General features: G+C 56.2%; 27 protein-coding genes and 2 tRNA genes. 15 read left to right on the top strand and 14 right to left on the bottom strand.

Annotated elements, in window-relative coordinates:
- Positions 1-8 precede the first annotated feature (8 nt).
- Positions 9-1121 carry a hypothetical protein gene (locus ACRBB0_RS07655; RefSeq protein ID WP_431373815.1) on the top strand — a complete coding sequence of 371 codons (1113 nt, stop codon included), beginning with the start codon at positions 9-11 and terminating at the stop codon, positions 1119-1121.
- A gap of 66 nt (positions 1122-1187) precedes the next feature.
- On the opposite strand, the gene ACRBB0_RS07660 is transcribed toward ACRBB0_RS07655, so the two are convergent.
- The 7 genes from ACRBB0_RS07660 to cobA all read right to left on the bottom strand — a co-directional run bounded on the left by ACRBB0_RS07660 (position 1188) and on the right by cobA (position 6722).
- On the bottom strand, positions 1188-1649 hold the full coding sequence (locus ACRBB0_RS07660; protein ID WP_431373816.1) for a hypothetical protein: 462 nt from the start codon (positions 1647-1649) through the stop codon (positions 1188-1190).
- Positions 1650-1737: 88 nt separating this feature from the next.
- A complete protein-coding gene (locus ACRBB0_RS07665) occupies positions 1738-2589 on the bottom strand; it encodes a ferredoxin--NADP reductase (protein WP_431373817.1) in 852 nt (283 codons plus the stop codon).
- Positions 2590-2717: 128 nt separating this feature from the next.
- Complete coding sequence (locus ACRBB0_RS07670) at positions 2718-3098, bottom strand: DUF934 domain-containing protein (protein WP_431373818.1); 381 nt, start codon at positions 3096-3098, stop codon at positions 2718-2720.
- Positions 3095-3916, bottom strand: coding sequence for a phosphoadenylyl-sulfate reductase (locus tag ACRBB0_RS07675; RefSeq protein WP_431373819.1), 822 nt, complete (start codon positions 3914-3916; stop codon positions 3095-3097). The genes ACRBB0_RS07670 and ACRBB0_RS07675 overlap by 4 nt, the downstream gene beginning before the upstream one ends.
- Positions 3917-3920: 4 nt before the next feature.
- Positions 3921-5597 (bottom strand): nitrite/sulfite reductase, encoded by a 1677-nt coding sequence (locus ACRBB0_RS07680; protein ID WP_431373820.1) that lies wholly within the window; start codon positions 5595-5597, stop codon positions 3921-3923.
- A gap of 23 nt (positions 5598-5620) precedes the next feature.
- Positions 5621-5920, bottom strand: coding sequence for a DUF2849 domain-containing protein (locus ACRBB0_RS07685; protein WP_431373821.1), 300 nt, complete (start codon positions 5918-5920; stop codon positions 5621-5623).
- A gap of 1 nt (position 5921) precedes the next feature.
- Complete coding sequence (gene cobA / locus ACRBB0_RS07690) at positions 5922-6722, bottom strand: uroporphyrinogen-III C-methyltransferase (protein ID WP_431373822.1); 801 nt, start codon at positions 6720-6722, stop codon at positions 5922-5924.
- Positions 6723-6878: 156 nt separating this feature from the next.
- Here cobA and ACRBB0_RS07695 point away from each other — a divergent pair, with 156 nt between their 5' ends.
- The 6 genes from ACRBB0_RS07695 to ACRBB0_RS07720 all read left to right on the top strand — a co-directional run bounded on the left by ACRBB0_RS07695 (position 6879) and on the right by ACRBB0_RS07720 (position 13892).
- Positions 6879-7334 carry an Lrp/AsnC family transcriptional regulator gene (locus ACRBB0_RS07695; RefSeq protein WP_431373823.1) on the top strand — a complete coding sequence of 152 codons (456 nt, stop codon included), beginning with the start codon at positions 6879-6881 and terminating at the stop codon, positions 7332-7334.
- 31 nt (positions 7335-7365) lie between these two features.
- Positions 7366-9204, top strand: a complete 1839-nt coding sequence (locus tag ACRBB0_RS07700; protein ID WP_431373824.1) for a sensor histidine kinase — start codon at positions 7366-7368, stop codon at positions 9202-9204.
- On the top strand, positions 9201-10430 hold the full coding sequence (locus tag ACRBB0_RS07705) for a sigma-54-dependent transcriptional regulator (RefSeq protein ID WP_431373825.1): 1230 nt from the start codon (positions 9201-9203) through the stop codon (positions 10428-10430). The genes ACRBB0_RS07700 and ACRBB0_RS07705 overlap by 4 nt, the downstream gene beginning before the upstream one ends.
- 263 nt (positions 10431-10693) lie before the next feature.
- A complete protein-coding gene (locus ACRBB0_RS07710) occupies positions 10694-11698 on the top strand; it encodes a DctP family TRAP transporter solute-binding subunit (RefSeq protein ID WP_431373826.1) in 1005 nt (334 codons plus the stop codon).
- A gap of 83 nt (positions 11699-11781) precedes the next feature.
- A complete protein-coding gene (locus tag ACRBB0_RS07715; RefSeq protein ID WP_431373827.1) occupies positions 11782-12510 on the top strand; it encodes a TRAP transporter small permease in 729 nt (242 codons plus the stop codon).
- 5 nt (positions 12511-12515) lie between these two features.
- On the top strand, positions 12516-13892 hold the full coding sequence (locus ACRBB0_RS07720) for a TRAP transporter large permease (protein WP_431373828.1): 1377 nt from the start codon (positions 12516-12518) through the stop codon (positions 13890-13892).
- A 180-nt stretch (positions 13893-14072) separates the two neighbouring features.
- Here ACRBB0_RS07720 and tpiA read toward each other — a convergent pair whose 3' ends face one another.
- Complete coding sequence (tpiA, locus tag ACRBB0_RS07725; RefSeq protein WP_431373829.1) at positions 14073-14819, bottom strand: triose-phosphate isomerase; 747 nt, start codon at positions 14817-14819, stop codon at positions 14073-14075.
- Positions 14820-14938: 119 nt separating this feature from the next.
- Between tpiA and ACRBB0_RS07730 the strand changes: the two genes are divergently transcribed.
- Positions 14939-15835, top strand: a complete 897-nt coding sequence (locus ACRBB0_RS07730) for an isopenicillin N synthase family dioxygenase (protein WP_431373830.1) — start codon at positions 14939-14941, stop codon at positions 15833-15835.
- Positions 15836-15858: 23 nt separating this feature from the next.
- On the opposite strand, the gene ACRBB0_RS07735 is transcribed toward ACRBB0_RS07730, so the two are convergent.
- From ACRBB0_RS07735 to ACRBB0_RS07750, 4 genes are read right to left on the bottom strand one after another with little or no spacing between them, the layout of a single operon-like run.
- A complete protein-coding gene (locus tag ACRBB0_RS07735) occupies positions 15859-16242 on the bottom strand; it encodes a HesB/IscA family protein (RefSeq protein WP_431373831.1) in 384 nt (127 codons plus the stop codon).
- A 29-nt stretch (positions 16243-16271) separates the two neighbouring features.
- A complete protein-coding gene (locus ACRBB0_RS07740) occupies positions 16272-17108 on the bottom strand; it encodes a DUF3307 domain-containing protein (RefSeq protein WP_431373832.1) in 837 nt (278 codons plus the stop codon).
- Between the two features lie 37 nt (positions 17109-17145).
- A complete protein-coding gene (locus ACRBB0_RS07745; protein ID WP_431373833.1) occupies positions 17146-17754 on the bottom strand; it encodes a MarR family transcriptional regulator in 609 nt (202 codons plus the stop codon).
- A 49-nt stretch (positions 17755-17803) separates the two neighbouring features.
- Entirely contained in the window at positions 17804-18166 is a 363-nt protein-coding gene (locus ACRBB0_RS07750) for an SUF system Fe-S cluster assembly protein (RefSeq protein ID WP_431373834.1), read from the bottom strand.
- A gap of 141 nt (positions 18167-18307) precedes the next feature.
- Between ACRBB0_RS07750 and ACRBB0_RS07755 the strand changes: the two genes are divergently transcribed.
- Together ACRBB0_RS07755 and ACRBB0_RS07760 are read left to right on the top strand one after the other, a co-directional pair.
- Positions 18308-19111 carry a winged helix-turn-helix domain-containing protein gene (locus tag ACRBB0_RS07755; RefSeq protein ID WP_431373835.1) on the top strand — a complete coding sequence of 268 codons (804 nt, stop codon included), beginning with the start codon at positions 18308-18310 and terminating at the stop codon, positions 19109-19111.
- Positions 19112-19220: 109 nt separating this feature from the next.
- Positions 19221-19781 (top strand): sel1 repeat family protein, encoded by a 561-nt coding sequence (locus tag ACRBB0_RS07760; protein WP_431373836.1) that lies wholly within the window; start codon positions 19221-19223, stop codon positions 19779-19781.
- Between the two features lie 22 nt (positions 19782-19803).
- Here ACRBB0_RS07760 and ACRBB0_RS07765 read toward each other — a convergent pair whose 3' ends face one another.
- Entirely contained in the window at positions 19804-20571 is a 768-nt protein-coding gene (locus tag ACRBB0_RS07765) for a polysaccharide deacetylase family protein (RefSeq protein WP_431373837.1), read from the bottom strand.
- 22 nt (positions 20572-20593) lie between these two features.
- Here ACRBB0_RS07765 and ACRBB0_RS07770 point away from each other — a divergent pair, with 22 nt between their 5' ends.
- The 3 genes from ACRBB0_RS07770 to ACRBB0_RS07780 all read left to right on the top strand — a co-directional run bounded on the left by ACRBB0_RS07770 (position 20594) and on the right by ACRBB0_RS07780 (position 21029).
- Complete coding sequence (locus ACRBB0_RS07770; protein ID WP_431373838.1) at positions 20594-20743, top strand: hypothetical protein; 150 nt, start codon at positions 20594-20596, stop codon at positions 20741-20743.
- A gap of 98 nt (positions 20744-20841) precedes the next feature.
- Positions 20842-20918, top strand: a tRNA-Asp gene (locus ACRBB0_RS07775).
- 34 nt (positions 20919-20952) lie between these two features.
- Positions 20953-21029: transfer RNA gene (locus tag ACRBB0_RS07780), tRNA-Asp, on the top strand.
- Positions 21030-21546: 517 nt separating this feature from the next.
- Here ACRBB0_RS07780 and ACRBB0_RS07785 read toward each other — a convergent pair.
- Positions 21547-22116, bottom strand: coding sequence for a YcbK family protein (locus ACRBB0_RS07785; RefSeq protein ID WP_431373839.1), 570 nt, complete (start codon positions 22114-22116; stop codon positions 21547-21549).
- A gap of 339 nt (positions 22117-22455) precedes the next feature.
- Here ACRBB0_RS07785 and ACRBB0_RS07790 point away from each other — a divergent pair, with 339 nt between their 5' ends.
- Positions 22456-24177, top strand: coding sequence for a L,D-transpeptidase family protein (locus ACRBB0_RS07790; RefSeq protein WP_431373840.1), 1722 nt, complete (start codon positions 22456-22458; stop codon positions 24175-24177).
- 174 nt (positions 24178-24351) lie between these two features.
- Positions 24352-25443: a UDP-3-O-(3-hydroxymyristoyl)glucosamine N-acyltransferase gene (gene lpxD / locus ACRBB0_RS07795; protein WP_431373932.1), complete on the top strand. Its 1092-nt coding sequence runs from the start codon at positions 24352-24354 to the stop codon at positions 25441-25443.
- Positions 25444-25449: the final 6 nt, after the last annotated feature.

Here is a 25449-nt window from a genome sequence, read left to right on the forward strand (position 1 = left end):
AGTTCGACATGAAAAAGTTGATCCTAGTTGTTATTGCGGCGATCGTCGCAGGTGGTGGGTATTTTTGGTATTCGAACCAATCGGCAAAGGATGCGGCCAAAGAGGCAGCAGCTTCGGTTGAAGAAACGGCCAAGGATGTCGTTGAAGAGACAGCGGAAGACGCTGCGGATGTCGCCGAGGATGTTGCAGAGGCAGTCGAAGAGACCAAAGACGACGTTGCTGATGCCGTCGATGCCGTTGCGGATAAGGTTGATGAGGCAGTTGCCGACGTCGCAGATGCGGCTGAAGAGGCCGTTGAAGCAGTAGAAGAGACCGCCGAAGAGGTGGCTGAAACTGTTAAGGATGCAGCGGATAGTGCTGCGGATGCGGCTGTTGACGCGGTTGCCGATGCTGTTGAAGGCACTGGTGTTCTGGGTGACGCAGTTGTCGATGCGGCTTCGGATGCGGCAAATTTGGTCAAGGATGGCGTTGCTGAAGCGGCAGAAAGCGCAGCTGATGCCGCCACGGGCGTTGCTGAAGACGCGGCCGATACAGCCTCAGATGTTGTTGAATCGGTTGCCGACAAAGCTGTCGACACCGTCGACGCAGCCGCAGACACTGCGGATGCAGCGGGTGATGCGGCGGCCGACACTGCTGAGACAGCGGTAGAAGCTGCTGACGATGCCGGTGATGCTGCTGCTGATGTGGCTGAGGACACAGCGGAAGCCGCCGCGGACACGGCAGAAGAGGCTGCTGACGCGGCCGCTGATACCGCTGAGACGGCTGTTGAAACCGCCGAAGAGGCCGGCGAGGTTGCTGAAGAGGTTGCTGAGGATACAGCGGAAGCCCCAGCCGACACTGCAGAAGAAGCCGTAGAAGCCGCCGCTGAAACCGCCGAAGAGGCCGGTGACGCAGCCGCAGATACAGCCGAAGCTGCTGCCGAAACCGCTGATGAGACAAGCATCACAGACCTACTGACAGTGGACGGTTTCAACTACGACAAAGTGGCCGAATACATTGATGGAACCGATCTAAACGTGGTTGCCAAAACAGGTGCTAAGGCGTTGCTTGAACAAGCCAAAAACAATCCAGACGCCCTCCAGGGGACATTGGACCAGCTCAAAGGCGCTTTGGGTCTCTGACCCGAGCACAAACTGACAGAGTAGAACAGGCCGCAGGGGAACCTTCGCGGCCTGTTTCTTTTGTCGTTATTCCTGATTTTGATGTGAAGCGTTTGCATCTTCGCCCAAAAACGCCTCAGTGCGATCGCGGATCATGGTCAGGAAGGTGATAAACTGATCCCAGTTTTCGGTCGTGTCTCCGGCGCGTTGGGCAACCCCACGTTGATCTGCGGCAACATCCAGCATGTTGACCTGAACCGACGCATTGTAAGCAATGCCGGTGATTTCAGCCAAATGGTCCAAGAACCGTTCCCCAAAGCTTGACAGCATAAGCAAATCAGCATTCAGCGGCTGCCCGTGAGTGAGCATTTCTTCGACAAAAGCGTCGATGTCGCGCGGTGAAATATTGCGGATGTCATAGCTCGCCATCAAACGATCTAGCTGAATGCGCTTGGCTTTGATCGACGAAAATGCGTTCGACACCGGGTTAACAGCCGGGGTAACAGGTGGTGTCGCGACAGGGTCTGATCTACGGGGGGTGGTGTCCATTCTGGCCTCCAAATTGCGTTGCGGCAAGGAGGCCAGAAGAAAGTGGATATCAGGTTAAGCGGGCCATTTTTGGCCCGTTTGGTGATTTTTAATCGAGAAACGCTTTTTCAACCACATAGTGTTTTGGGTCCGAATTGGCACCTTCTTCCAGGCCATATTCTTCAAACATTTCCTTGAGTTCCAAGTTGAACGCCAAGTTTCCACAGATCATTGCGCGATCTGATTCGGCGTTCAACGGCTCAACACCCAAATCCTTGAACGCTTCGCCCGAGCGCATCAAATCAGTTATACGACCCATCTTTGGGCTCTCTTCACGGGTGGTCGTTGGATAGTATTTGATCTTTTTCCAGAACCCGTCGCCAATCACTTCGTTCAGCAATTCGTCGGTTTTCAGATCTTCGATCAGGTCGCGACCATAGGTTAGCTCGCCCACTTCACGGCAGGTATGAGTGATAATGATCTCATCATAATCCTCATAGGTCTGGGGTTCGCGCAGCAGTGACGCAAAAGGCGCAAACCCGGTGCCAGTGGCGAAAAACCAAATCCGTTTGCCCGGCAAAAGCGCATCATGCACCAAAGTTCCAACCGGTTTGGGGCGCAAAATGATCTCGTCGCCGACTTTGATATGCTGCAGGCGTGATGTCAAAGGGCCGTCCTGCACCTTGATCGAATAGAATTCCAGCTCTTCATCCCAACTTGGCGAGGCAATGGAATAGGCGCGCAGCAATGGCTTTTCCTTGCCGGTCTTTTCGTTCATCGCCATCAGGCCGATCATCACAAATTCGCCCGACCGGAATCGCATGGATGCGGGGCGGGTGCAGCGGAACGAAAACAAACGGTCCGTATAGTGTTTCACTTCGGTTACGGTCTGCGCATCCGGCATTGCCGGCTTTTTGGCTTCTTTGACGGGGGCGTCTGTCACTGCGGTCATCTCTGTCATGATTCCTTTGCCGGTTTATAAAACCGGTAACTCAGATTTAGCTTTGATTTATGTCAGGTGAAAGCCGCCGCCAGTTCTATTTAACTGCCGGCGGTCCATAACGGTGCAAATGTTGCAAGAGTTTGGGGTTACCCGCGCATGCGCGCCTGATAATTGTGCTCTTGCCAATTGGCGCGTGATGTCCAGTGGTCTTCGGGTTGACGGGCCGCAAGATCACTGTCGATCTCAACCTCATCAAAGCCGCTGCGCCGCGCCATCGCGTATTGTTCGTTGATCACATGGCCCTTGGCGCGCAACCGCCCGTTATAGCCACGCAAGCGCAACAAACGCGCAATGGTGAACCCGCGCCCATCCGCAAAGCTTGGGAAATCGACGCGAATGATCTGCGCATCATCAAAGGCCACAGTGCTCGGATCCACGTCCGAGGCCAGGTCTAGCGCGATGTCGCTGCCAAACCCCAATGTCCAGTCATCAGCAGCAAAGCCGCTATCGGTCACGATCACGCTCATGCCGTTTCTCCTTGTTTCGTGTCGCCCGTCTGTTGGTCACTGTTTTGGCCTGGGCGTACTGCGCGGCCATTCACAAAATGAATGCCGCACTCTTCTTTCTCTTCGCCGCGCCAGCGTCCGGCGCGGGGGTCTTCGCCCGGAGCCACTTTGCTGGTGCAGGGGGCGCAACCGATGCTGGGATAGCCTTTGGCCACCAGCGGATGTTTGGGCAGGCGGTTGGCATCCATATAGTCGCGCACATCTGTCGGGCCCCAATGGGCCAGCGGGTTAACCTTGATCCGGCCGGTTTCCTCTTCGAGCTCAAAGAACTCCAGATTGGCGCGGCTGGCACTTTGGTAGCGTTTGCGGCCAGTGATCCAGCCATCATACCCGTTCAACGCGCGCTCCAATGGTTCGGTCTTGCGCAAGTTACAGCAGGCATCCCGATCCCCAAACCGTAGCCCGCCATAGGGGTCGCGCTTGGCCAGCGTTTCGTCATCGGCGCGGATGATTTGCAAGTTCTCAAGGCGCAGCCGTTCGGCCAATTCCTGTTGATAAACAAGCGTTTCCGCAAACAAAAGCTGGGTGTCGATGAACAAAACCGGGGTCTTGCGATCAACCATCGCCACCAGGTGAAGCAACGCCACGCTCTCGGCCCCAAAGCTGGACACCATGGCAATGCGTCCCGCCTCAGGGTCGCGCAGAGCACCCTCAAGAACAGCCGTCGCGGAGTGATGGCGATAGCGTGTGTTCAGGGCCTCTACGCGATTCTTAAGCGCAAGATGATCGGGGACAGCCCCAGTGTTGCGGCCGGGAAAACCGGCGGATGTGTTTGTCATGGGATCAGGCTGCCTTGGACCGTTTGTTCACGACGTCGCCATACAGCGCCTCTTTGAAAGGCGGCATGCCGATGCGGCGATAGGTTTCAAGGAAGGTTTCTTCCTCGCTCAGACGCTGCTCCATATAGGCCGCGATCAGGCGTTCGATGGCCGGAACGATCTCATCATAGCCAAAGCCGGGGCCGGTCCGTGTGCCAATCTCGGCGTTTTCTGTATGATCGCCCCCCAGAGTGATCTGGTAGGTTTCAACGCCACCGCGATCCAAACCAAGGATGCCGATATGGGCCACATGGTGGTGACCGCAGGCATTGATACAGCCCGAGATCTTGATCTTGAGATCACCAATGTCGTTTTCCAGCTTCAGCTCGTCAAAACGGGTGGCAATCTGCTGGGCGACTGGGATCGAGCGCGCCGTGGCCAGCGCACAGTAATCCATGCCGGGGCAGGCGATGATATCGCTGATCTTGCCGATATTCGCGGTGGCCAGGTCGTGCGATTTCAGGCGCGCGTGAATCTCGGGGAGATCGTCTTTGTGAACATGGGGCAGAACAACGTTTTGCTCATGGCTGATGCGCAGCTCATCATGGCCAAATTCGGCGGCAATATCCGCCATGACCCGCATCTGTTCGCTGGTGGCATCGCCCGGTGTCTGGCCATGTTTCTTGATCGAGATTTGCGCGATGGCATATCCCGGTGCCTTGTGTTCAGACAGGTTGGTATCGGCCCAGCTGCGGAAAACCGGATCGGCGTTATAGGCGCGCTCAAAGGCTGAAAGAGGGCGGTTTGCGAACTCTGGGGCCGCAAACTGTGCTTCAATGGCCTTTAACTGTGCTTGGTCGGCCCCTGTATAGAGAGGCTTGATTTCCTCAAACCGCGCTTCCGTCAGGCGCTGAATTTCTTCGATACCGTGCTCGTGCACAGTGATCTTGATCCGGGCTTTGTACTTGTTGTCACGACGACCAAGCATGTTCCAAACCGACACGACCGCTTCGGAATAGGCCAGCAGGTCTTCTTGGGGCAGGAAATCACGCAGCACTTTGCCAACCATGGGCGTGCGGCCCAAACCGCCACCCACGATCACCTCATAACCGGGTTCACCGGCCTCGTTGCGCACCATGCGATAGGCAAGGTCATGCGCCTTGGTGACCGCGCGGTCATTTGGCGAACCGGTGACGGCAATCTTGAACTTGCGAGGCATGAACTGAAACTCGGGGTGATCTGTCGACCACTGACGCAGCAATTCCGCAACCGGGCGCGGATCGGCGATCTCATCGGCCGCGGCCCCGGCGAAATGATCCGCCGTTACGTTGCGAATGGTATTGCCCGATGTTTGGATGGCATGCATCTCAACCTCGGCCAGCGCCTCCAGCATTTCAGGAATATCCGCCAGTTTAGGCCAGTTATACTGAATGTTTTGCCGCGTGGTGAAGTGGCCGTACCCCTGATCCCAACGATCGGCAATATCCGCCAGCTTGTGCATCTGGCGGCTGTTGAGCGTGCCATAAGGAATGGCCACGCGCAGCATATAGGCGTGCAATTGCAGGTAAACGCCGTTCATCAGACGCAGCGGTTTGAATTCATCCTCGGTCAGCGCCCCAGACAGGCGGCGCGAGACTTGGTCACGAAACTGGCGGTTACGCTGCGCAACAAAAGCCGCGTCAAAATCGGAATAGCTATACATGGCAAATCTCCTACAGAGTTGGCTTAGAGGCTGGCTTGTTTGCCGTGGAAGTAGTTGGATGGACCGCGGCGGCGGAATTCTTCGCGAAAATGAACCGGTTCGGGGCCGTTTACCCCGGCTTTCATATCGGCCAGATAAACACCAACGACGATGTCATGTTGGGTGCTGGCCTCGACCAAACGCGCTTCGGCGATGGCTTCATCGGTGATCAGCTCGGCTTGCGACAGGTCGCGAACCCACACATCATTGGCGTCAAGATACACAACATCCCCTTCAGACAGGGCGTTTGCGGTGATAACTTTGGGGGTGAAGGCTTTGGCCATATCAGGCAAGCTCCTGCTGTAAAACGGGGTGGGCGGCGGCGTCACGCGGGGCAAGGCCCCACAGCATCAACGCCGGTCCAGATGGGTTGGCCTGATCAACAACATCAGGCAAATTCAAAAGGTTGGTGGCCAAGATCGACTGATCAGCGCGGCTTGCATTTTCAACAAGGGTCACTGGCGTGGTCGGATCGGCCCCATGCATCAGCAAACGGCCCTGAATGAACCGCGCTGCGCGTTTGCCCATATAAATGGCGGCCACCTCACCGGATTGCGCCAAAGCGCGCCAGTCGTGATCGGCAAAACCTTTCATATCGTGGCCTGTCAAAATCCGGGCCGAGGCATTGCGCCCGCGTTTGGTCAGCGATTGACCAATCGCCGCCAAAGACGCCGAAGCCGCCGTGATTCCCGGCACGATCTCATAGCGGATCCCATGCTCTTCAAGCGCCTCGATCTCTTCGTCGAGACGGGCAAAAACGGTGGGATCACCCCCCTTGAGGCGCACAACCCGGTGACCCCGAAGGGCATTTTCCACGATCCGCGCGTTGATGTCGCTTTGCGGCGTATGGTGGCCAAAGCCCTTTTTGCCGACAGGAATGAACTTGTGCGCGCTCTGGGCCAGCTGCACAATCTGGGCTGGAACCAAGCCGTCATGAATGACAACATCGGCCTCTTGCAAGGCGCGCAGCGCCTTCACCGTGAGCAGGTCGGCATCCCCTGGGCCGGCTCCAACAAAACGCACCTCACCGGCTGGTCGGGCAGGGCGCTTGGGCCGTAGGTTTGATATGATCTGTTTCAGGGGCATGATGGACTCAGGATGTACCTATGACTGTTTCTTGCCCTCAATATAGGAAATTTTCCCTTGGTGTTGCCAGATCGCTGGGCAAATAAGGAATGCTGTTCTAAGATGTGTAACGAAGGGGAGCATGGTTCCTCTTTTGGCGAAAAACAGGAACGATGCATGAAGATCGACGATACAGACCGGAAAATCCTTGTTGCGCTGCAGCGTGATGCCTCGCAATCATTGGATGAAATCGCCCGTGATGTGGGCTCTTCTAAGACGCCTGTTTGGAATCGTATCCGCAAAATGCGCGAGGCCGGGGTGATCGGGGCGCAGACCGTTGTGCTTGATGCTGAAGCGCTTGGGTTTGAAGCGACCTTTTTTGTTTTGATCCGAACCTCGGAACATGAAGCCGACTGGCAGCAAAAGTTTCTCGCTGCGCTGCAGGCCCGCCCCGAAGTCCAAGAGGCGCACCGTTTGGCCGGTGATATTGATTACATTCTCAAAGTCCGGGTCAAAAACGCCCGCGCCTATGATGAATTTTACCAAGCGTTGATTTCCGAAGTCAAAGTCCACAACGTGACGGCGCTTTTGTCGATGGAAGAGATCAAGGCGACAACAGCGCTTCCGCTGTGACGCACGGGTGGCGTTGGGGCAGGGGATAGAGATGTTAAAACACCGCATCAGAAAAATGTCGATCAATCGCGGCTGGGCGGCATTGCTGTACCTGGTCTGTGTGGCCGGTCTGTCGTGGGGCGCGTGGAGCTATGGGTATAGCCAGGCGCTTGGCCAGTTGGCGGCGCGCGGCGAGGCCGATTTGGCGCTGGCGTCTGATCGGTTGGTCGCGGGGTTGCTGCGCTATCGTGCAACGGCTGTTTTGCTCTCGGATCATCCGGCTTTGGCGGTGCTGCACGCCGGTGGGTCTCAGGATGACGCCACTCAATTGCTGCTCGAAACCGTTGATAAGACCGGGGCTTTGACCGCTTATTACCTCAATGACAGGGGCGATGTCTTGGCGGGGTCCCATGATGGCGGCGTGGTAAGTTTTGTCACCAGTCCATTTTTCCAACGCGCCAAAGATGGGGCCTTGGGGGCCGGGCACGGGGTGAGCGATCTGTTTGACCGTCGTGCCTATTATTTTGCTGCCCCCAGCTTTGCAGAAAATGGCCGTGTGCGCGGCGTTTTGGTGGTGGCTGTCGATATTGATACGCTGGAACAAGAATGGCGCGCCTCACGTCCGGCGGTGTTTTTCAGCAATGAATCTGGGGAGGTTTTTGTCACAAGCCGATCCGAGTTGTTGTTTTGGAAGAGCGTTTTAGGTGGATTTGTTGATCCAAAAGGTGAAGTTCTGTCAGTGGATCGACGCCAAGAGCACGGGTTTGAGATGTGGCACCAAAACCTGAGCCCCTATGTTCCGAAAAAAGCGATGTATCTGAAACAGCCGTTGCCTGTGATCGGAATGACCGGCGAGGCTTTGCTCGACATTGGGCCGGCGCAACGATTGGCGGGTCTTCAAGCCGCTGTCGTCGCCGCTCTTTGTCTTGGGCTTGGGGCGTTTTTGCTGTTTGCGGGGACGCGCAGGCGGGCTTTGGCCAAGGCAAACCTGGTCCTCGAAAGCCGTGTCAAAGCCCGGACGTCGGACTTGGAAAACGCCAACTTTGCCCTCAGACGAGAGGTGGTTGAGCGCGAGGACGCAGAGGCGGCGCTTCGCAAAGCGCAAGCGGAGTTGGTTCAGGCCGGTAAACTGAGCGCTTTGGGGCAAATGTCCGCCGGGATCAGCCATGAGTTAAACCAACCGCTGATGGCGATTCAGCAATACGCCGAAAACGGCGAAGCCTTTCTGGTGCGTGGCCGTCCAGAGAAAGCGGGTGAAAATCTGGCGCGGATTTCAGGATTGGCGGCGCGGGCGGCGCGCATCATCACCAACCTTAGGGCCTTTTCACGCAATGAAAGTGAAAAGATGGGGAAGGTCGATCTTGTCGCGGTGATCCAATCTGCCGTTGAATTGACCGAGGCGCATTTGCGCAATGATGATGTAGCTTTGATCTGGGAGCCGACGGCGACCGGCGGGCCGATTTATGCGCTTGGTGGCGAGGTGCGTCTCAGTCAGGTTTTTGTGAATTTGATCAATAATGCCGCCGATGCCATGACGGGGCAGGATCGAAAGCGCATTGAAATCAACATTAATTCTGGCCCGCAACTCTCTGTAACAGTGCGGGATTGTGGCCCTGGTATTGCGGACCCTGAGCGTATTTTTGAACCGTTTTACTCGACCAAGGAAGTCGGAGAAGGCATGGGGCTTGGCCTGTCCATTTCTTATGGTTTGGTGCAAAGCTTTGGGGGGATAATTCGGGGGGCCAATGGGCCTGAAGGGGCGATCTTTACAGTTGAGCTGGATTATTGGCGTGACGATGGGGACGCCGCTCAGGCTGTGCCTGTCGCCCCGCCCGCCATCCCACTCAGCCTGTCAGGAAACACCGCCAAATATAAAAAGGACAGGGCATGAAAGTATTGCTTGTCGATGATGATCATGAGGTGCGCGAGGCCTTGTCACAAACCCTGGAATTGGCGGATATCCATGCGCTGAGCGCCGGGTCGTTTCTCGAAGCCAAGGATCATATTTCCGCTGATTTCGAAGGCATTATCGTTTCGGATATTCGCATGCCGGGGCGCGACGGTTTCTATTTGCTCGACCATTCGAGCCGGCTTGACCGCGACCTACCTGTCATCTTGCTGACCGGTGAGGGGGATATCCCAATGGCGGTGCGTGCAATGTCACTCGGGGCCTTTGGCTTTTTGGAAAAACCGTGTTCTGCCAAAGATCTACTGGCCGTTGTTGAACGAGCACTTCATGTTCGCGAGATGGTTCTCGAAAATCGCCGCCTCAAGGTGCAGATCGAAACCGGCGATCCGGCTGCGCGTTTGATCTTTGGTATTTCACCTCAGGCAGACGCGTTGCGGATCAGGGCGCGGGCGGCTGCTCAGGCTGGAACAGACGTGCTTGTCTCAGGGGCACCGGGGTCTGGCGTGTCCAAGATTGCCGAAGTTGTGCATCTGGGCTCACAGCGCGCTAAGGGACCGTTCGAAAAACGGGCTGCTGCAGGTTTGGACCGGTCGGATTTGGCCGAATTATGGGACCTGTGCAGCGCGGGCACGCTGTTTTTGGATGAAATCGGGGCTCTCACCATGGATGCGCAAGTGGCGCTGATGGATCTGATGGATCGCGGCGGGGCCAAGCTCATTGGTGGCACAACCCAAGACCTGTCAAAACGTGTCCAACAGGGCCAGTTTTCCTCAGACCTGTTTTATCGCCTGGATATTATGACCCTGCGCATCCCGGCGCTGAGCGAGCGGCCCGAGGATATACCGGTGATTTTCCGTCATTATGTGGTTCAGGCGGCAGAACAGGCCGGGCAGGCGATGCCGGATATTCCCGATGAACTTTTGGCGGATTTGGTGGCCCGTGACTGGCCTGGTAATGCCCGTGCCCTGATGTCAGAGGCGATGCGTTTGGTTCTTGGGCTCGGCTCCGAAGGTTTGAGCGATCAGGGTGAACTTGGTTTGACCGAGCGTTTGGCACAGGTTGAGCGGTCCTTTTTGGTAGAGGCGTTGGGAAAGGCTGGCGGGCAGGCGCGTTTGGCGGCCGAAGCGCTCAAAATTCCGCGCAAGACATTCTATGACAAGCTGGCCAAGTACAGTCTCAAACCAGAAGACTTTCGCAAACAAGACTAACCGAATCGCGATTCGCAGAATCTGTGCGGATTTTCGCACACTCTGCGCTAACGCCTGTGCGGGATTTCGCACAGGTCACCTGTTTCTGCCCGGTCAGGATTGCGCGTAAATTGATCAAAATATTGTTTTTAAATGAAAAAATAAGCCATTTGTCCGGGCGTCATGTGACCGCTTGATCCGATTCGACGCACAAGGCTTTGTTAACGCGTCAGCCACCCGAGGAGGGGTGGCGCAGCATAAAATCAACTTTGGGGAGGATACCCATGAAAAAGTTTTTGATGTCCGCCGTTGCGGCATCCGCTCTGGTCACTGGTGCAACCGGCGCAATGGCCGCCTGTGACGAAGGTGAGATCGTCATCAAGTTCAGCCACGTCACCAACACTGACAAGCACCCAAAAGGTATCGCCGCGAGCCTGCTGGAACAGCGCGTCAATGACGAGATGAACGGCAAAGCCTGCCTTGAAGTGTTCCCGAACTCGACGCTTTACAACGACAATCAGGTTCTCGAAGCCATGCTGAACGGCGATGTTCAACTGGCCGCGCCTTCGCTGTCCAAGTTCGAGCAGTTCACCAAGACATTCCGTCTCTTTGACCTGCCATTCATGTTCAAAAACATGGATGCTGTGAACGCGTTCCAGAACTCTGAAACCGGTCAGGCGATGAAAGAATCCATGACCCGCCGTGGTCTTTTGGGTCTGGGTTTTTGGCACAATGGCATGAAGCAAATGTCGGCCAACAAGCCACTTGAATCCCCGACAGATGCCGAAGGTCTGAAGTTCCGTGTACAGAACTCCGAAGTTCTCAAGGCACAGATGGCCGCGCTTGGTGGCTCACCCCAGCCGATGGCCTTCTCCGAAGTTTATGGCGCGCTGCAAACCGGCGTTGTTGACGGTCAGGAAAACACCTGGTCCAACATTTACGGCAAAAAGTTCTTTGAAGTTCAGGATGGTGTGACTGAAACCAACCACGGCATCATCGACTATCTGCTCGTCACCTCGACCGATTTCTGGGACAGCCTGCCTGACGATGTACGTGACCAGCTGGCCACCATCATCGACGAAGTCACCGAGACACGTAACGGCGAAGCCTACACCGTGAACCAAGCGGCCAAACAGGCTGTGATTGACGCGGGTGGTGTCGTTCGTGAACTTGACGCCGCACAGCGTGAAGCCTGGGTCGCGACCATGATGCCGGTTTGGGATCAGTTCAAAGATGACGTAGGTCAGGAAAACATCGACGCAGCGCAAAAAGTGAACGCGATGTACTAAGGCCCCGCGCCTTATTTCATAACCCGGCCCACTCTGTTTTGGGCCGGGTTTTTCATATCCTCTTTGGACAGTGGAGGACGGGCATGTCTCAACATCCCCATAATCCCTCAATGCTTGGCGGCTTTATCGACGAGCTTGAGGAATCCGTAATTGCGATCATTCTGGGCCTGATGACGATCATCACTTTTGTGAATGTCATTGTGCGCTACGTTTTTAATGCCAGCTGGTGGCGTTCCTTTGAGGGCGTGATCGGCATCGAGGCCCCGCGCACGCTTATCTGGGCGTTTGAGGCGACCTCGTTTTTGTTCGCCTGGCTTGTGCTGTTTGGCATCAGCTATGCGGTTAAAAAGACCGCCAACTTGGGTGTCGATGTGGTGCTCAACATGGTGGCCCCGCCGCTGCGCCGTGTCTTGGGGCTGACGGCTGCTGCGGTCTGTGTGATTTATGCGCTGCTGCTCTTCAAAGGTGCGTGGGATTACTGGGCACCATTTGCCGGGTTCAATGCCACAGACGGCCACTGGTTCCCGACCGGTTTCGCCAATAGCCGCGATCAGGCATGGTATGAGGTTGACGATATCCGGATGACCGAATGGCTGCGGTTTATCGAACCCATCTTCAACCAAGGCGAGAGCTACGAAAAGATCCCGCGCTTTATCCCTTATGCCATTTTGCCCTTTGGGGCGGCGATGCTCTTGCTTCGTTTCTGCCAAGCCAGCTGGAAAATCTGGATCGGCACAGAAGAAAGCCTGATCGTCAGCCACGAAGCCGAAGATGCGGTCGATGACGTCGCCCATCTGAACCGCGAGGACTAATTCCAATGGAAGTTGCCATTCTCTTTATCATGGTCATTGGCCTGATGCTGATCGGTGTGCCGATCGCCGTTAGCCTTGGCTTTTCGTCGGTGGTGTTCCTTTTGGTTCTCTCCGACACCTCGCTCGCCTCCGTTGCTCAAAGCTTTTTCCAAGCAATGGCAGGACATTACACGCTGCTTGCGATCCCGTTCTTCATCCTCGCTTCGTCCTTTATGTCGACAGGCGGTGTGGCTCGGCGCATCATTCGCTTTTCAATCGCCATCGTTGGCCACTTCCACGGTGGTCTGGCGATTGCGGGTGTGTTTGCCTGTATGCTCTTTGCGGCTCTGTCGGGTTCTAGCCCGGCAACAGTGGTCGCCATTGGCTCGATCGTAATCGCGGGTATGCGCCAGGTTGGGTATTCCAAAGACTTTGCTGCGGGCGTGATCGCCAATGCGGGGACTCTGGGCATCCTGATCCCACCTTCTATCGTTATGGTTGTTTATGCTTCTGCGGTCGAAGTCTCTGTTGGCCGGATGTTCCTCGCGGGTGTGATCCCCGGATTGCTGGCGGGCACGATGCTCATGGTCACCATCTATGTCATTGCCCGCATCAAGAACCTGCCCAAAGGCGAATGGCGCGGTTGGGGTGAAGTCTTGGAAGCTGGCGGTGATGCGGTTTGGGGTCTGTTCCTGATCGTCATCATTCTGGGCGGCATCTATGGTGGTTTGTTCACCCCGACAGAAGCGGCGGCGGTGGCGGCGGTCTATGCCTTCTTTATCGCGAACTTTATCTATCGTGATATGGGGCCCTTGGCGGGCAAAAATGGCGCGCCAAATCTGTCCCTGCTTCGCAAGCCTATCGCGATCTTCACGGCCTTCTTTCACAAAGACACCAAAGACACGCTGTTTGAAGCTGGCAAGCTGACCATCACCTTGATGTTTATCATCGCCAATGCCTTGATCCTCAAGCATGTTTTGACCGATGAACAGATCCCACAACAGATCGCAGGCGCGATGATTTCGGCCGGGTTTGGTGCGGTGATGTTCCTGGTGATTGTGAATATCATCCTGCTGATTGGGGGCCAGTTTATGGAACCCTCAGGTCTGATCGTGATTGTTGCCCCTCTGGTCTTCCCAATTGCCATTGAGCTTGGCGTCGATCCGATCCATCTCGGCATCATCATGGTGGTAAACATGGAAATCGGCATGATCACACCACCGGTTGGTCTCAACCTGTTTGTGACCTCGGGCGTGGCGGGCATGCCAATGATGCGGGTCGTTCGCGCATCTTTGCCCTTCCTCGCTGTGCTCTTCGTGTTCCTGATTATGGTGACATATATCCCGTGGATCTCAACTTATTTGCCCACCAAGTTTATGGGTCCTGAGATTATCACACACTAGGAACCGATCAAAGGGAGCGCGCCCGCGCGCTCTTTTCCTAGAAATGCTCTGAGGCGACGCTCCATATGGGGCGTCGTTTCGCTTTGAATCGGGGGGATTTGAAGGGAGAGACCAAGAAGACGCAAAAGCCTGCCTCTCCTTGGTCGCCCCAAGAGGCCTGAGCCTCTTGGGGATTGTTTTTTAATCCGCAGAGGCGGCAAGCGCCGAAATGATCGGGGTGAAGTCGGCCGCTTTTAGCGATGCGCCGCCAACCAAGGCCCCGTCGACATTGGACACTGCAAAGATTTCCTCGGCGTTGGAGGCCTTGACCGATCCGCCATAGAGCAGGCTGAATCCGTCGGCGACCTCGGCCCCAAATCGGCCAGTCAGTTCCGCGCGCATAAAATCATGCACTTCTGCGATCAAATCAGGCGTTGGCACTTTGCCGGTGCCGATGGCCCAGACCGGTTCATAGGCGATAACCGTGGTGCTGGCGGTGGCGCCGTCCGGGATCGAGCCCGCGAGCTGGCGACCAATCACATCAAGCGTGTCGCCGCTTTCCCGTTCTTGCAGCGTTTCACCAATGCAAACCACGGCCATCAGGCCGGCATTCCAAGCCGCGAGGGTCTTTGCTGCAACATCGGCGTCACTTTCTGCATGATCGCTGCGGCGTTCCGAATGTCCGGTGATGACATAGCGCGCGCCAGCATCTTGGAGCATGGCCGCTGACAGATCACCGGTATGTGCCCCAGAGTCCTTTGCGTGGCAGTCTTGGCCACCAATGGCGATACCGCCTGACATGGCGGCGGCCTGTGCGATCAATGTGGCGGGGGGACAGATCAGCACGTCAACCCCCGGTGTCAGGGCGGCTTTCATCGCGTCGATTTCGCTTAGCGCAGCTGTCGTGCCGTTCATTTTCCAATTGCCAGCGGCCAGTTTGCGTCTCATGGGATCTCCTCGTTTGTTTGCGCTATCAGGGTCTGATCATCACAGCAGGCCGTTGGTGGTCAAGCCCAGTTGCGCGCATCTTCCTGTCATGGCATGGATCGCGGGCAGGAGGAAGGCGCATGATCCCCAGATTAGATGCTCAAAAAATCAAAGACCGTGATCCCGAAACGCTTGAGGCGTTGCGGCTTGGCGCTGAGCAGACTGGTTTTCTAACCATCTACAATTCTGCAATCACGCCCGAGCGTATGTGTGCAGTCATTGACGTATATCGTGCATTTTTTACCCTGCCTGAGGCGCAAAAGCGCGAAATCGACATGGCTCAGACCGGATCAAACCGCGGGTGGGGGGCGCCTTTGGCCGAACAGGTCGATCCTGAGGCCAATCCTGATTACAAGCAGGTCTTTGACTGTGGCTTTGAGATTCCAGACAGTGATTTGCCTGTCTATGCCACCAACCTGTGGCCGAAAACGCCCCAGACCTTCCAAGCCGAAATCCAGAGCTATTACCAAGAGGCGCTGACAGTCGCGCTAGATATTTTGCGCGGTGTTGCCGAGGCGATTGGTCAGGATCGGCGTTATTTTGACGATAAATTTGATCGTCCCATGGCGTTGCTGCGTGGCAATTACTATCCACCGCGTCCTGATTGGGCTGGCGACAAGGATTTTGGCATCGCGGCCCATACTGATTATGGCTGTCTCACGCTGCTGGGAACCGATGGCGTGCCGGGGCTTGAGGTTCAGCTCGGCAATGGAACCTGGCTGCCGGTTCAGGCCGAACCGGGCGAGTTTATTATCAACTTTGGTGAGATGTTGGAAATGTGGACCGGCGGGCGGGTCAAAGCCACGCTGCACCGGGTCAAAGGTTCGAGCCAAGAACGAATCTCAGTTCCGCTGTTCTTCAATCCAAACGTGGAAACCAATGTTGCACCGCTCGGTGCCGCAGAGGAGATTCACGCAGGGGATCATTTGCAAAAGCGGTTCAATGAAACCTATCTTCACCTTAAGAAAACACCTTAAGATAATCCTGTAAGGGGAGGTATTTAAACGTTATTGGCCTGTTCAGCCTCAAGTTCAGATACGTCTTTGAACTTGATTGATTCCCCACATCCGCAGGCGTCGGTCACATTTGGATTGCGAAATTTGAACCCGCTTTCCAAAAGCGACACTTCATAATCAATCTCAGTGCCAAACAGGAACATCTGCGCCATTGGGGCGATCATCACCCGTGCGCCATCTTGTTCGACGGTCTCATCGCTGGGGTCGGCTTCGTCGACGTAATCCATGGTGTATTCCATGCCCGCACAGCCGCCTTTCTTGACGCCAATGCGCAGCCCGTGACGACCATCGCGGTCCATCAGCTTGGTGATCTGCTTGACCGCCGCCGGGGTCATTGTGACCGCCTGTTTGCCGGGAATGCTGAACATGAGATACCTCTTTTCCTTAGACACTCTACTTAGGGCACCGGCACAGCAATCTCAAGAACTGCAATCTCAAGAAGGGCGAGGGTCACATATGTTGCGCCCAGCGCCCAGGCGAAAGATGCCAGCGTGCCGATGATCACATATTCACTGGCCTGCCGCCCTTGTTTGGCGGTGTCGAGCCGTAAAACCGATTTTGCGGCGATCAAAAACCCAACACCGGCGGGTTGGCCGATCATCACCAGCAAAAAGATCATGCAACGTTCCAATTGCCCGATCAAGCGACCCGCATCCGGTAACCCAGAATCCAACAGGCCTAAATCCGAATGGCCCGCGTCCGACAGGCCCGCATCCTGTAGATCTGATTCGGGCAGGTCAGGTTTGGGCATATTCCCTATCGCCTGATAGCGCCCGGTTAACATGCCAACAACATAGCCGCCCGCAGTTACCGATGTGATAAAACCGGCCAGTAAAATCACCAGGGGCAGGGCGATAGGCGCATATTCGGCCCAGGCACCTTGGGCAATTGCGCCGGGCCACCACAGAGCGGCCGCGATTAATGTGATCATATGCGCGCCTTGGTCGATCAAAAATGCCGTGAGGCTTGAGCGCATCGGCTCGGGCAGGGCCCATGTTTTGACCGCGTCGATCACCAAATGGGCCAGCGCCACCAGCAAAGCCACCTGCCAAACCCCGCCAAGAAGTGCGGTGGACAGGATAAACACCATGGCGATATGTAGCAGCAAAACCAATGGCTTGCGTTTGTTTTGCACCATCCAATTGGTTTGAAACGTGAAATCCGCCAACACATGCGCCAAGAGCAGCGCAGCAAAACATTGGGCGGTATTGGGATCAATAGGAAGAGAAAGCATCGTCACCTTCTTTGGTTCAAAGGAAGCGAAAAGAGTTTCATTCCGAATGTTCCCAGTCTTTGATGGCGGTGTCCAAGGCCGGAAACCCAGCGGACCACAGCGCCTGATTCACAGCCGGGCGTGAAACCCCAAGGCGTTTGGCCGCCTCTTCGCGTGGACCGGCGTCAGGGGGGAGCATTTCGCAGAGGGATCGGGCCTGGGCCTGTGTCCAGCCTTGGGAAATATAGTCGGCCAAAACCAGCGTGGCGTTCTTGGTCCCGCATCCGGAATGGGCCATGTGAATATGCCCCGAAATCCGATCGAGAAGCCGCCCCGATGAGACAAAAACCGCCCCATGGGCGCTATTGACGTCTTGGTTTTCTGGTAAATGGCCCTCGCCGGTGGCCAAGGACATCCGGCTTGCCAGCGATTTGTCCAATCTGCGCAGACAGGCTTGCAGATACAGGGCCGCGCGCAGGCCACGGGCCGGGTTGCCCAGCGCCAATTGCCAGCCATCGCCGCTGCTGCGTCCAAACAGGCTTGGCGCGCTGTCCCAGCCTGAAATTTCAGAGGCCGCGTCTGACAAGGCCAACATGGCCTGATCCAACGCAGCGCTGTCCAATTTGGTTGAGTCGACGATATCGCCGGTGAGAACAGTCAGGATCATGGGAAAGCCATAGCACTTTCTTTGCGGAAAAGAAAGTAAAATGACTTCCTTACATAAAGCCCAATTCCAAACGTGCCTCATCAGACATCATTTCCATGCCCCAGGGCGGTTCCCAGGTCAGTTCAACATTGACCATCTTCACACCGGGCACCGGTTCGATGGCCTCTTGAACCCAGCCGGGCATTTCGCCCGCAACCGGACATCCCGGCGCGGTTAGGGTCATGATCACGTTCACCTCGTTTTCATCATTGATCTCAACCGTATAAACAAGGCCAAGGTCAAAGATGTTCACCGGGATTTCCGGGTCAAAAACAGTGCGGCATGCCTCGACAATTGTGTCGTGGAGCGGGTGTTCCGTGCTAGAGGGCGCGATCAAGGGCGCACCTTCCATTTGGGGGCTGGCATCGGTCATTGCCGGTCCTTCCGAATTATTCTTGAGAAAAACATATAGGAAAACGATTGGCCGGGGTAAAGGGCCGACCGAAGTCGCATGGTGTTTCTTACTGCGACCTCTTAGCCTAGCGCGGCGCGACGCTTCTTAAATCACGGGCCTATGAAACAGATTCTCACATTTGGCGCGGTCGTTGGGCTGTGCAGCGGCGGGGTGGCTTTGGCGGCCCCCATCGACGAAATGGTGCAAAAACTGCCCAAAACCGTGCAGGAAATGCGCTTTCACATCGCCGAGACCCCCGAATTGATTGGGGTGATCCGTTGGGATGGGACCGGGCAGGTGGTCTATCCCCCTCAGGGGAGTGTGCCACATCACAGCGATTCCATCGTTCTCAACAATGCAACAGAGCTGCACAGCATCAGCCAAAGCGCCGGGGCTGGCAAAACCGTGGCCAGCGCCCTATCGCCTGACCGCCTGTATCATTGCCGCTCAGAACCTGCGCTATGCCTTGTGCTCGACGCCGAATCTATGGGGGCACCGGCCTCTGTCGATGATCCCTATTTCGCCTATTTTGAAAAGGTGATGGTCTGGTTCTACGTCGTTATCGCTGTGCTGTTGGTTGTTGTGATTGGGTTTTTCTGGGCGTTGCGCCGCCGCCCGGCGATTCCAACCGATCCCGAAAGCTTTGCTATTGGGCCGGTGCAAATCAATCCGCGCCGCAGCAGTTGCATTGTAGATGGTGTCGAAGAACAGCTGAGCGCCCGAGACATCGTGATTTTGCGCGTCTTTGCCGATCATCCCGGCGAGGTGGTTCGCAAAGATGCGCTCTATGATGCGGGATGGGGCAGGGACTACATGCCCAATTCACGGGCGTTGGATCAACATATGCTGGCGCTGCGGCGCAAGCTCGGGGATGCAGAGCTGATCGAGACGGTACATGGCCAAGGGTATCGGCTCCCGAATTGATTCTGTCAAATTCGCCGATTTTGCAAATTTCTTGCATGGCTCTTGCGCGGTTCTGACACCTGTCAGGGCCGTTTTTGCTTTGTCTGGGGGCAGATCAGGAGGAAAGACCATGCTAAGATTTGCACTATTGTTCTGTTTGGCTGGGCCCGTGGCCGCCCAAACCTTCACCACAGAAAACTATGATCCAGGTGATGACGCCGGTGTTCTCAATCCCGAGGAGCTCTCCTTGCGCGGCGCGCTTGATCGCATGCGATACGGGGAAACCCATCCGATGATGGGCGTCATCGGCTATGGTGCCGCCAAGGAGGGAAATCACGCCGTCGCGCGCGAGATTTTTGACGAACTCTCACAGCAAGGCGACGTCCAGGGCATGACCTGGTTGAGTTGGATGGAGGACAATGGGCTCGGCGCGCCCGAAAATCCCGAAGCCGCCGCTGCTTTGGACCGCCGCGCCATGGAGCTTGGCTCCGAAGTGGCAGCCTTTAACCATGGGCTCAATCTTTTGCGCGGTCGCGGTGTGCCGATGGATCAGGATGCCGGACGCCAAGCCATTCGCGATGCCGCCGCTATGGGCGACACCTCGGCGCAACATCTCATCGACAATGACTACGACCTGGATTCCGTTACCCCGGATGCGGATAACTGGAAATACGAACAGCGCTATTTCTGATGCCCAATGGCAAAAGGGCGGCTTAGCCCTTTTTTGCCACCCGGCGGAATTTGCGTTTTTGCCAAAGCGGCCAGCCCATCATTTGGCTGACCGTGCCAAACTTGAGCCCGCGCGCCGTTAGCCCGTCAAAAGTACTGGGCATGGCGCGTACGGTGCCTTTTTGGATGTCATGGCTCAGAATAATCGCGCCGGGGCGCGAATGTCTCAGGATTCGCTTGGCCACAACGCTCGATCCGGGGCGACGCCAATCTTCGGGATCCACCGACCACAGAATCGTTGGCAAGTTGCGCTCATTATAAAGCATCAGGCGCTGGCGCTTGGTGAACGAGCCATAAGGCGGGCGAAAAGTAACCGGAGGGCGCCCGGTGACTTTGAAAATCGCATCGGTGGTGCGGTCGATCTCTGACAAAACCGATGTATTTGATCGTTTTGCAAGATTCGGATGCGACCAGCTGTGATTGCCTATCTCATGGCCTTCATCAGCGATACGTTTGACGATATCAGGCCAGGTCACCACACGATTGCCGATCAGATAGAACGTCGCGCGCAGGTTTCGCGCTTTGAGCATATCCAAAAGTTTTGGCGTCAGGCTGGGATGGGGCCCGTCGTCAAAGGTCATAGCGACCACAGGTGTGCTGGTCTTAACGGCCATCACTGTGGCGGCGTCTTTGCGCGCCACGTCTTTGGGCAACGAAATCGCAGGGGCTGCGGCTTCGGCCATGTGGGGCTGCGCCAATACGCACGCAGCCGTTCCTGCGGACACAAAGGCCCGGCGGGAGAAGTCAGTCATAAGGGGCCATCCTTGGCAGAAAATGGCAGAAAAAGCAGATGAAAAGACCAAAGCCTGCCATGCGCTTGATGCGCAAGGTAAATTTGTCAAAAATGTGGCGGAGGGTGACTATCGTGACACCGATGACACGGTGTGTAAGGGGCGGTTTTTGGCCCAACAGACGTCCAAGTGAAATTAGCTGCAAAAAGGTTGGGAAATCTGCTTGACGGCACATCGGCCTAACCCTAAAAGCGCTCTCACGCCACGGCCAATACGGTCAGGCGGCAGTGAGCGGTTGTAGCTCAGATGGTTAGAGTACCGGCCTGTCACGCCGGGGGTCGCGGGTTCGAGCCCCGTCAACCGCGCCACCACTGCCTCCGAAACCGGGCCAACGCATTGAGTGCGGTTGTAGCTCAGATGGTTAGAGTACCGGCCTGTCACGCCGGGGGTCGCGGGTTCGAGCCCCGTCAACCGCGCCACTTTCTTCGGAAAGTTGTCAAAGCACCCTTCGGGGTGCTTTTGGCGTTTTAGGGGGAATTTCTCGCCTAAGGCGGGATTCGGTCCCGCACCGAGGGCAAAGGGGCAGGAATACCTGACTGTCTCAGATCGGGCTGCATGGGATAAGACTATGTTCAAGTCTGCTGCTGCCTCTATCCCTTCTCCCGTTCGGCTCTCTTTCTGGCAGGCTGATTCTAACGCCGGGTTTTTGCCCGACATGCGACCCCGATAGGCGACTCGGAAACGATCGCAAAAGAACCATGTGTTGGTCATGCGCCGCCACAGGGGCTTGGCAATACGCATGCCAAAGCAAAAGCGCCCCGAAATATCGAGGCGCTTGTGAGACATGTGTCTATAGGGCATGTGCCAGCTCAGGCATGTGTGGGGTCAGGCAGGTGTTCGCACATCGGTCAGGCAGGACATCGGGCAGATGTCGTTAAAACAGGCTCTGTTCGGGGCTTGCTCGGAGTTTCCTGGTCAAAGTATCCTGGTCAGAGTTTACCGGCCCCAGCTGCGGACAGGGCCGCAATCCATATGGACAAAGTTTGACTTGGAATACCGGCCAACGCCGCCACCGCCGCAAGACTTCGCAGCTTGGTAGATTTGGTTTACCGAACGGGAGGCCAAACGCAGATCAGCAGCCTGACCGCGTAGGTGACGCGAGTTCTTGGCAACACCGCTCGAGCGCGAGCGCAGCATCGCATTGGTTTTCGGGCTGCGGTAGCCGGAAATTAGCATGTAGGGCTCAGACACATCCATAAGGTTGTGGGCCGCTGCCATGATATCGACGGTGCGCAGGTCGATCTTCTTGACGTCATTGGTGCGCCAATCGCGCATGAAGTAGTTGATTTCTTTGACCGCGTCGGCAAGGTATTTGCCTTCGATCCAATAGATCATGTCGATCCGTTCACCGGTGCGGCCCGAATACATGCGCACGCGGCGAATATCGCCACCGCCGCGCAGAAAACCCGCCGCATTGGTATATGTCGGTGCTGCTGCAACTGTCGTGGCGGCGAATGCGCCAAGAATGCCACGCCGCGTAAAGCTGCCCAAAGTGTTATCTGCCATGTTCGAAGCGCCTGTCCCGTCGCTATTACCTGTTCCGAGCCGGCCTGCGCACTTTGCGTACATCAGGCTGACCACCTGCCATCTATCCCCAGATGTCGGCAAAGGTATGACACGAATCGGATTGCCAAAAAAGAAACATTTGGGAGGTTTTTCATTTTCAAGGGGAAATGAGCAGGTTTCTGCCAGATCACTCTTGAACTGTGGCGAGAATGTGCGAACCGTGCTCGCATCGTCTCGGATACAATTCGTTTCGGCTCCTGTCACAAATGTGAGTAGACAGGGCAGGGCTTTGAATACAAAACAGAATAGATAAAAAGGCGCGTGTGACAGGGGTTTTTAATGAATTTTTCTAGGAATGCGACAGAGCGGAGACCAACCCGAGGATCAGCTCGGAACTTAAACCGGGGCTCAAACGGGGGCTCAACTCGGGCATCGAGACGTGGCTGGACAACAGCCCTCATCGCGGCGGGGGCGATTTGGCTCGCGGCGGGAACGTCTCAGGCCCAACAAAGCGTTGCGCAAACAACAGGGTTCTCCTTTCAGGTCACCGCCTACAAACAGGCCGTCGCAGAACAAATCGGTGAAAATGGCCAAATGGCTGCGTTTTATCGGGGCAGGGGATTCGAACCCATCTGGACCGGCGCCGGGCAAGAGGATCGCACCCGCCGATTGGCGCTGATCGAAGCGTTTTCCATGGCCGATGATCACGGCCTGCCGGTTCAACGCTATAATAAGGACATTTTGCTCGACAAAATGGCCCGTGTCCAAACCGATCGTGACCGCGGTTTGCTTGAGGTTGAGCTGTCCCAGACCTTCCTGCGCTTTGCCCGTGATCTGCAATCGGGCATGTTGGTGCCTTCGCGGATTGATTCGGACATCAAGCGCAAGCTGCCACATCGTGATGCGCAGGTTCTGTTGGAGCGTCTGATCACCGAAGATCCGCGCGCCGTGATGCGCAGCCTTGCGCCCACAAGCCCTGAATACGCTCGCTTGATGCGCGCCAAGCTCAAGCTTGAGCACCGGATCGAACATGGCGGTTGGGGCTCGGCCGTTCCATCGGGAAGCCTGAAACCCGGCAGTACGGGCAATGCGGTTGTCGCTCTTCGAAACCGTCTGACCAAAATGGGCTATATGCGCCCGTCGCTGTCCTCGAGCTATGATGACGCGCTGCAAACCGCCGTTCAGGATTTTCAGGCGGATCATGGTCTCAAACCTGACGGCGTCGCCGGGTCGGGCACCATGCGCCAGATCAACACCGATCCGGTCACCCGGTTGAAATCCATCATGGTTGCGATGGAGCGCGAGCGGTGGCTCAACCTCCCCGAAGGGCTTGGCAAGCGTCACGTCAAGGTCAATCTGGTCAATTATCACGCTCAGATTTTTGATGATAACAAACTGACCTATCAGACAAAATCAGTGATCGGCCATCAGGATCACGACCGTCGCACCCCAGAGTTTTCCGACGTGATGGAGCATATGGTCATCAACCCGTCATGGTATGTGCCGCGCTCGATCATCGTCAACGAATACCTGCCATTGCTGCGTGGCAACCCGGGTGCTGTGGGCCATCTCGAAATCATTGATGCGCGTGGCCGTGTGGTCAGCCGGGGCCATGGCTTTGCCAAATACTCCGCAAGCACCTTCCCATTTTCGATGCGCCAGCCACCCGGTCCGCGCAATGCGCTTGGGACGGTCAAGTTCATTTTCCCGAACAAATACAACATCTACCTGCATGACACCCCGTCGCAGCATCTGTTTGCGCGCGAAGTCCGCACCTTTAGCCACGGTTGTATCCGCCTCGATGATCCGCATGACTTTGCCTATGCGCTCTTGGCCAAACAAGAGGGCGATCCGGTCGGTTATTTCAAATCTGTGCTGAATTCCGGTCAGGAAACCCATGTGCCTCTGGTGGAGCAGGTGCCGGTGCATTTGATCTATCGAACCGCCTTTACGCAGGCCAAAGGTCAGATGAACTATCGCCCGGATGTCTATGGTCGCGATGGAAAAATCTGGAATGCGCTTGTCCAGGCCGGGGTCAATCTGCGCACGGGTAGCATCTAACCTGACGTCTCAATTGTGGTGACATTGTCGTAACAACGAACAGGCCCTCGGCGCATGCTGGGGGCTTTTTCTTTGCCGGGGCTTACATGCCAAAGGGGTTTCCACTTGGCCAAGAGAGGCTTACATCTGCCTCAGCACATCCCAAGCAAGTCGGAACCGCCCGTGTCTTATACCATGTCTTATACCATCGCAGAAATCGCAAAATCCTTGGGTGTCAGCTTTGAAGGCGACGGGGATCTGCGCGTCAAAGGCGTTGCCGAACCCGCTTCGGCCGGGCCAGATCAGCTCGCGATGGCCATGAAAGCGGAGTATGCGGCGGGTTTGCCCGAGGGCACGGCCCAAGCTGCCATGCTCTGGCAAGGCGCGGATTGGCAAAGCTTTGGTCTCAAGGCCGCGATTTTCGCCTCCCGTCCACGGTTTGTGATGTCGGGCCTGTCGGCCATGATGGATCACGGCCCCGGCTTTGGGGGCGGCATTCACCCCTCGGCGATCATCGACCCAAGCGCGCAAATTGGCGACAACGTCACCATTGGGGCGCTGAGCGTTATTGATGCCGGTGCGCAAATTGGCGACGGCTGTGTTATCGGCCCGCAATGCCATATCGGTTGGAACGCCACCCTCGGTGCCAACGCCTTGCTCCATTCCGGTGTCAAGATTTGCGCCCGTGTCAGCATCGGCGACGCTCTTATCGCCCATCCCGGTGTGGTTATTGGCTCCGATGGTTTTTCATTTGTCACCCCGGAAACCTCCGGCGTTGAAAAAGCCCGCGCCAGCCTTGGCGAAGAGGGCAATGACACCCCGCAATCCTGGGCGCGTATACATTCACTTGGTTCTGTAACCGTTGGAAACAACGTTGAAATCGGCGCAAACGCCTGTGTTGATCGCGGCACTGTGCGCGACACTGTCATCCATGACGGTTGCAAGCTCGATAACCTGGTTCATGTCGGCCATAACGTCGTGGTCGGAGAAGACACGCTGCTGTGTGGTCAGGTTGGGATTGCAGGATCATCCGTGATCGGAAGCAACTGTGTTCTTGGCGGTCAGGTCGGCATTTCTGACAATATCATCATTGGTGATCGTGCCATTATCGGCGGTGGTTCTGGCGTGCTTACCAATGTGCCGGCGGGCCGTGTGATGCTGGGCTATCCTGCGATCAAAATGGACAACCATGTCGAAAGCTACAAAGGCTTCCGCCGCCTGCCGCGTCTCTTCCGTGATGTTGCCGAGCTCAAAAAAGCTGTTTCAAAACTGACTGGGAATGACTAAGTCATC

Origin of the sequence: Pelagimonas sp., from assembly GCF_050633425.1 — a bacterium.
In the GTDB taxonomy this organism is placed as follows: Bacteria; Pseudomonadota; Alphaproteobacteria; order Rhodobacterales; family Rhodobacteraceae; genus Pelagimonas.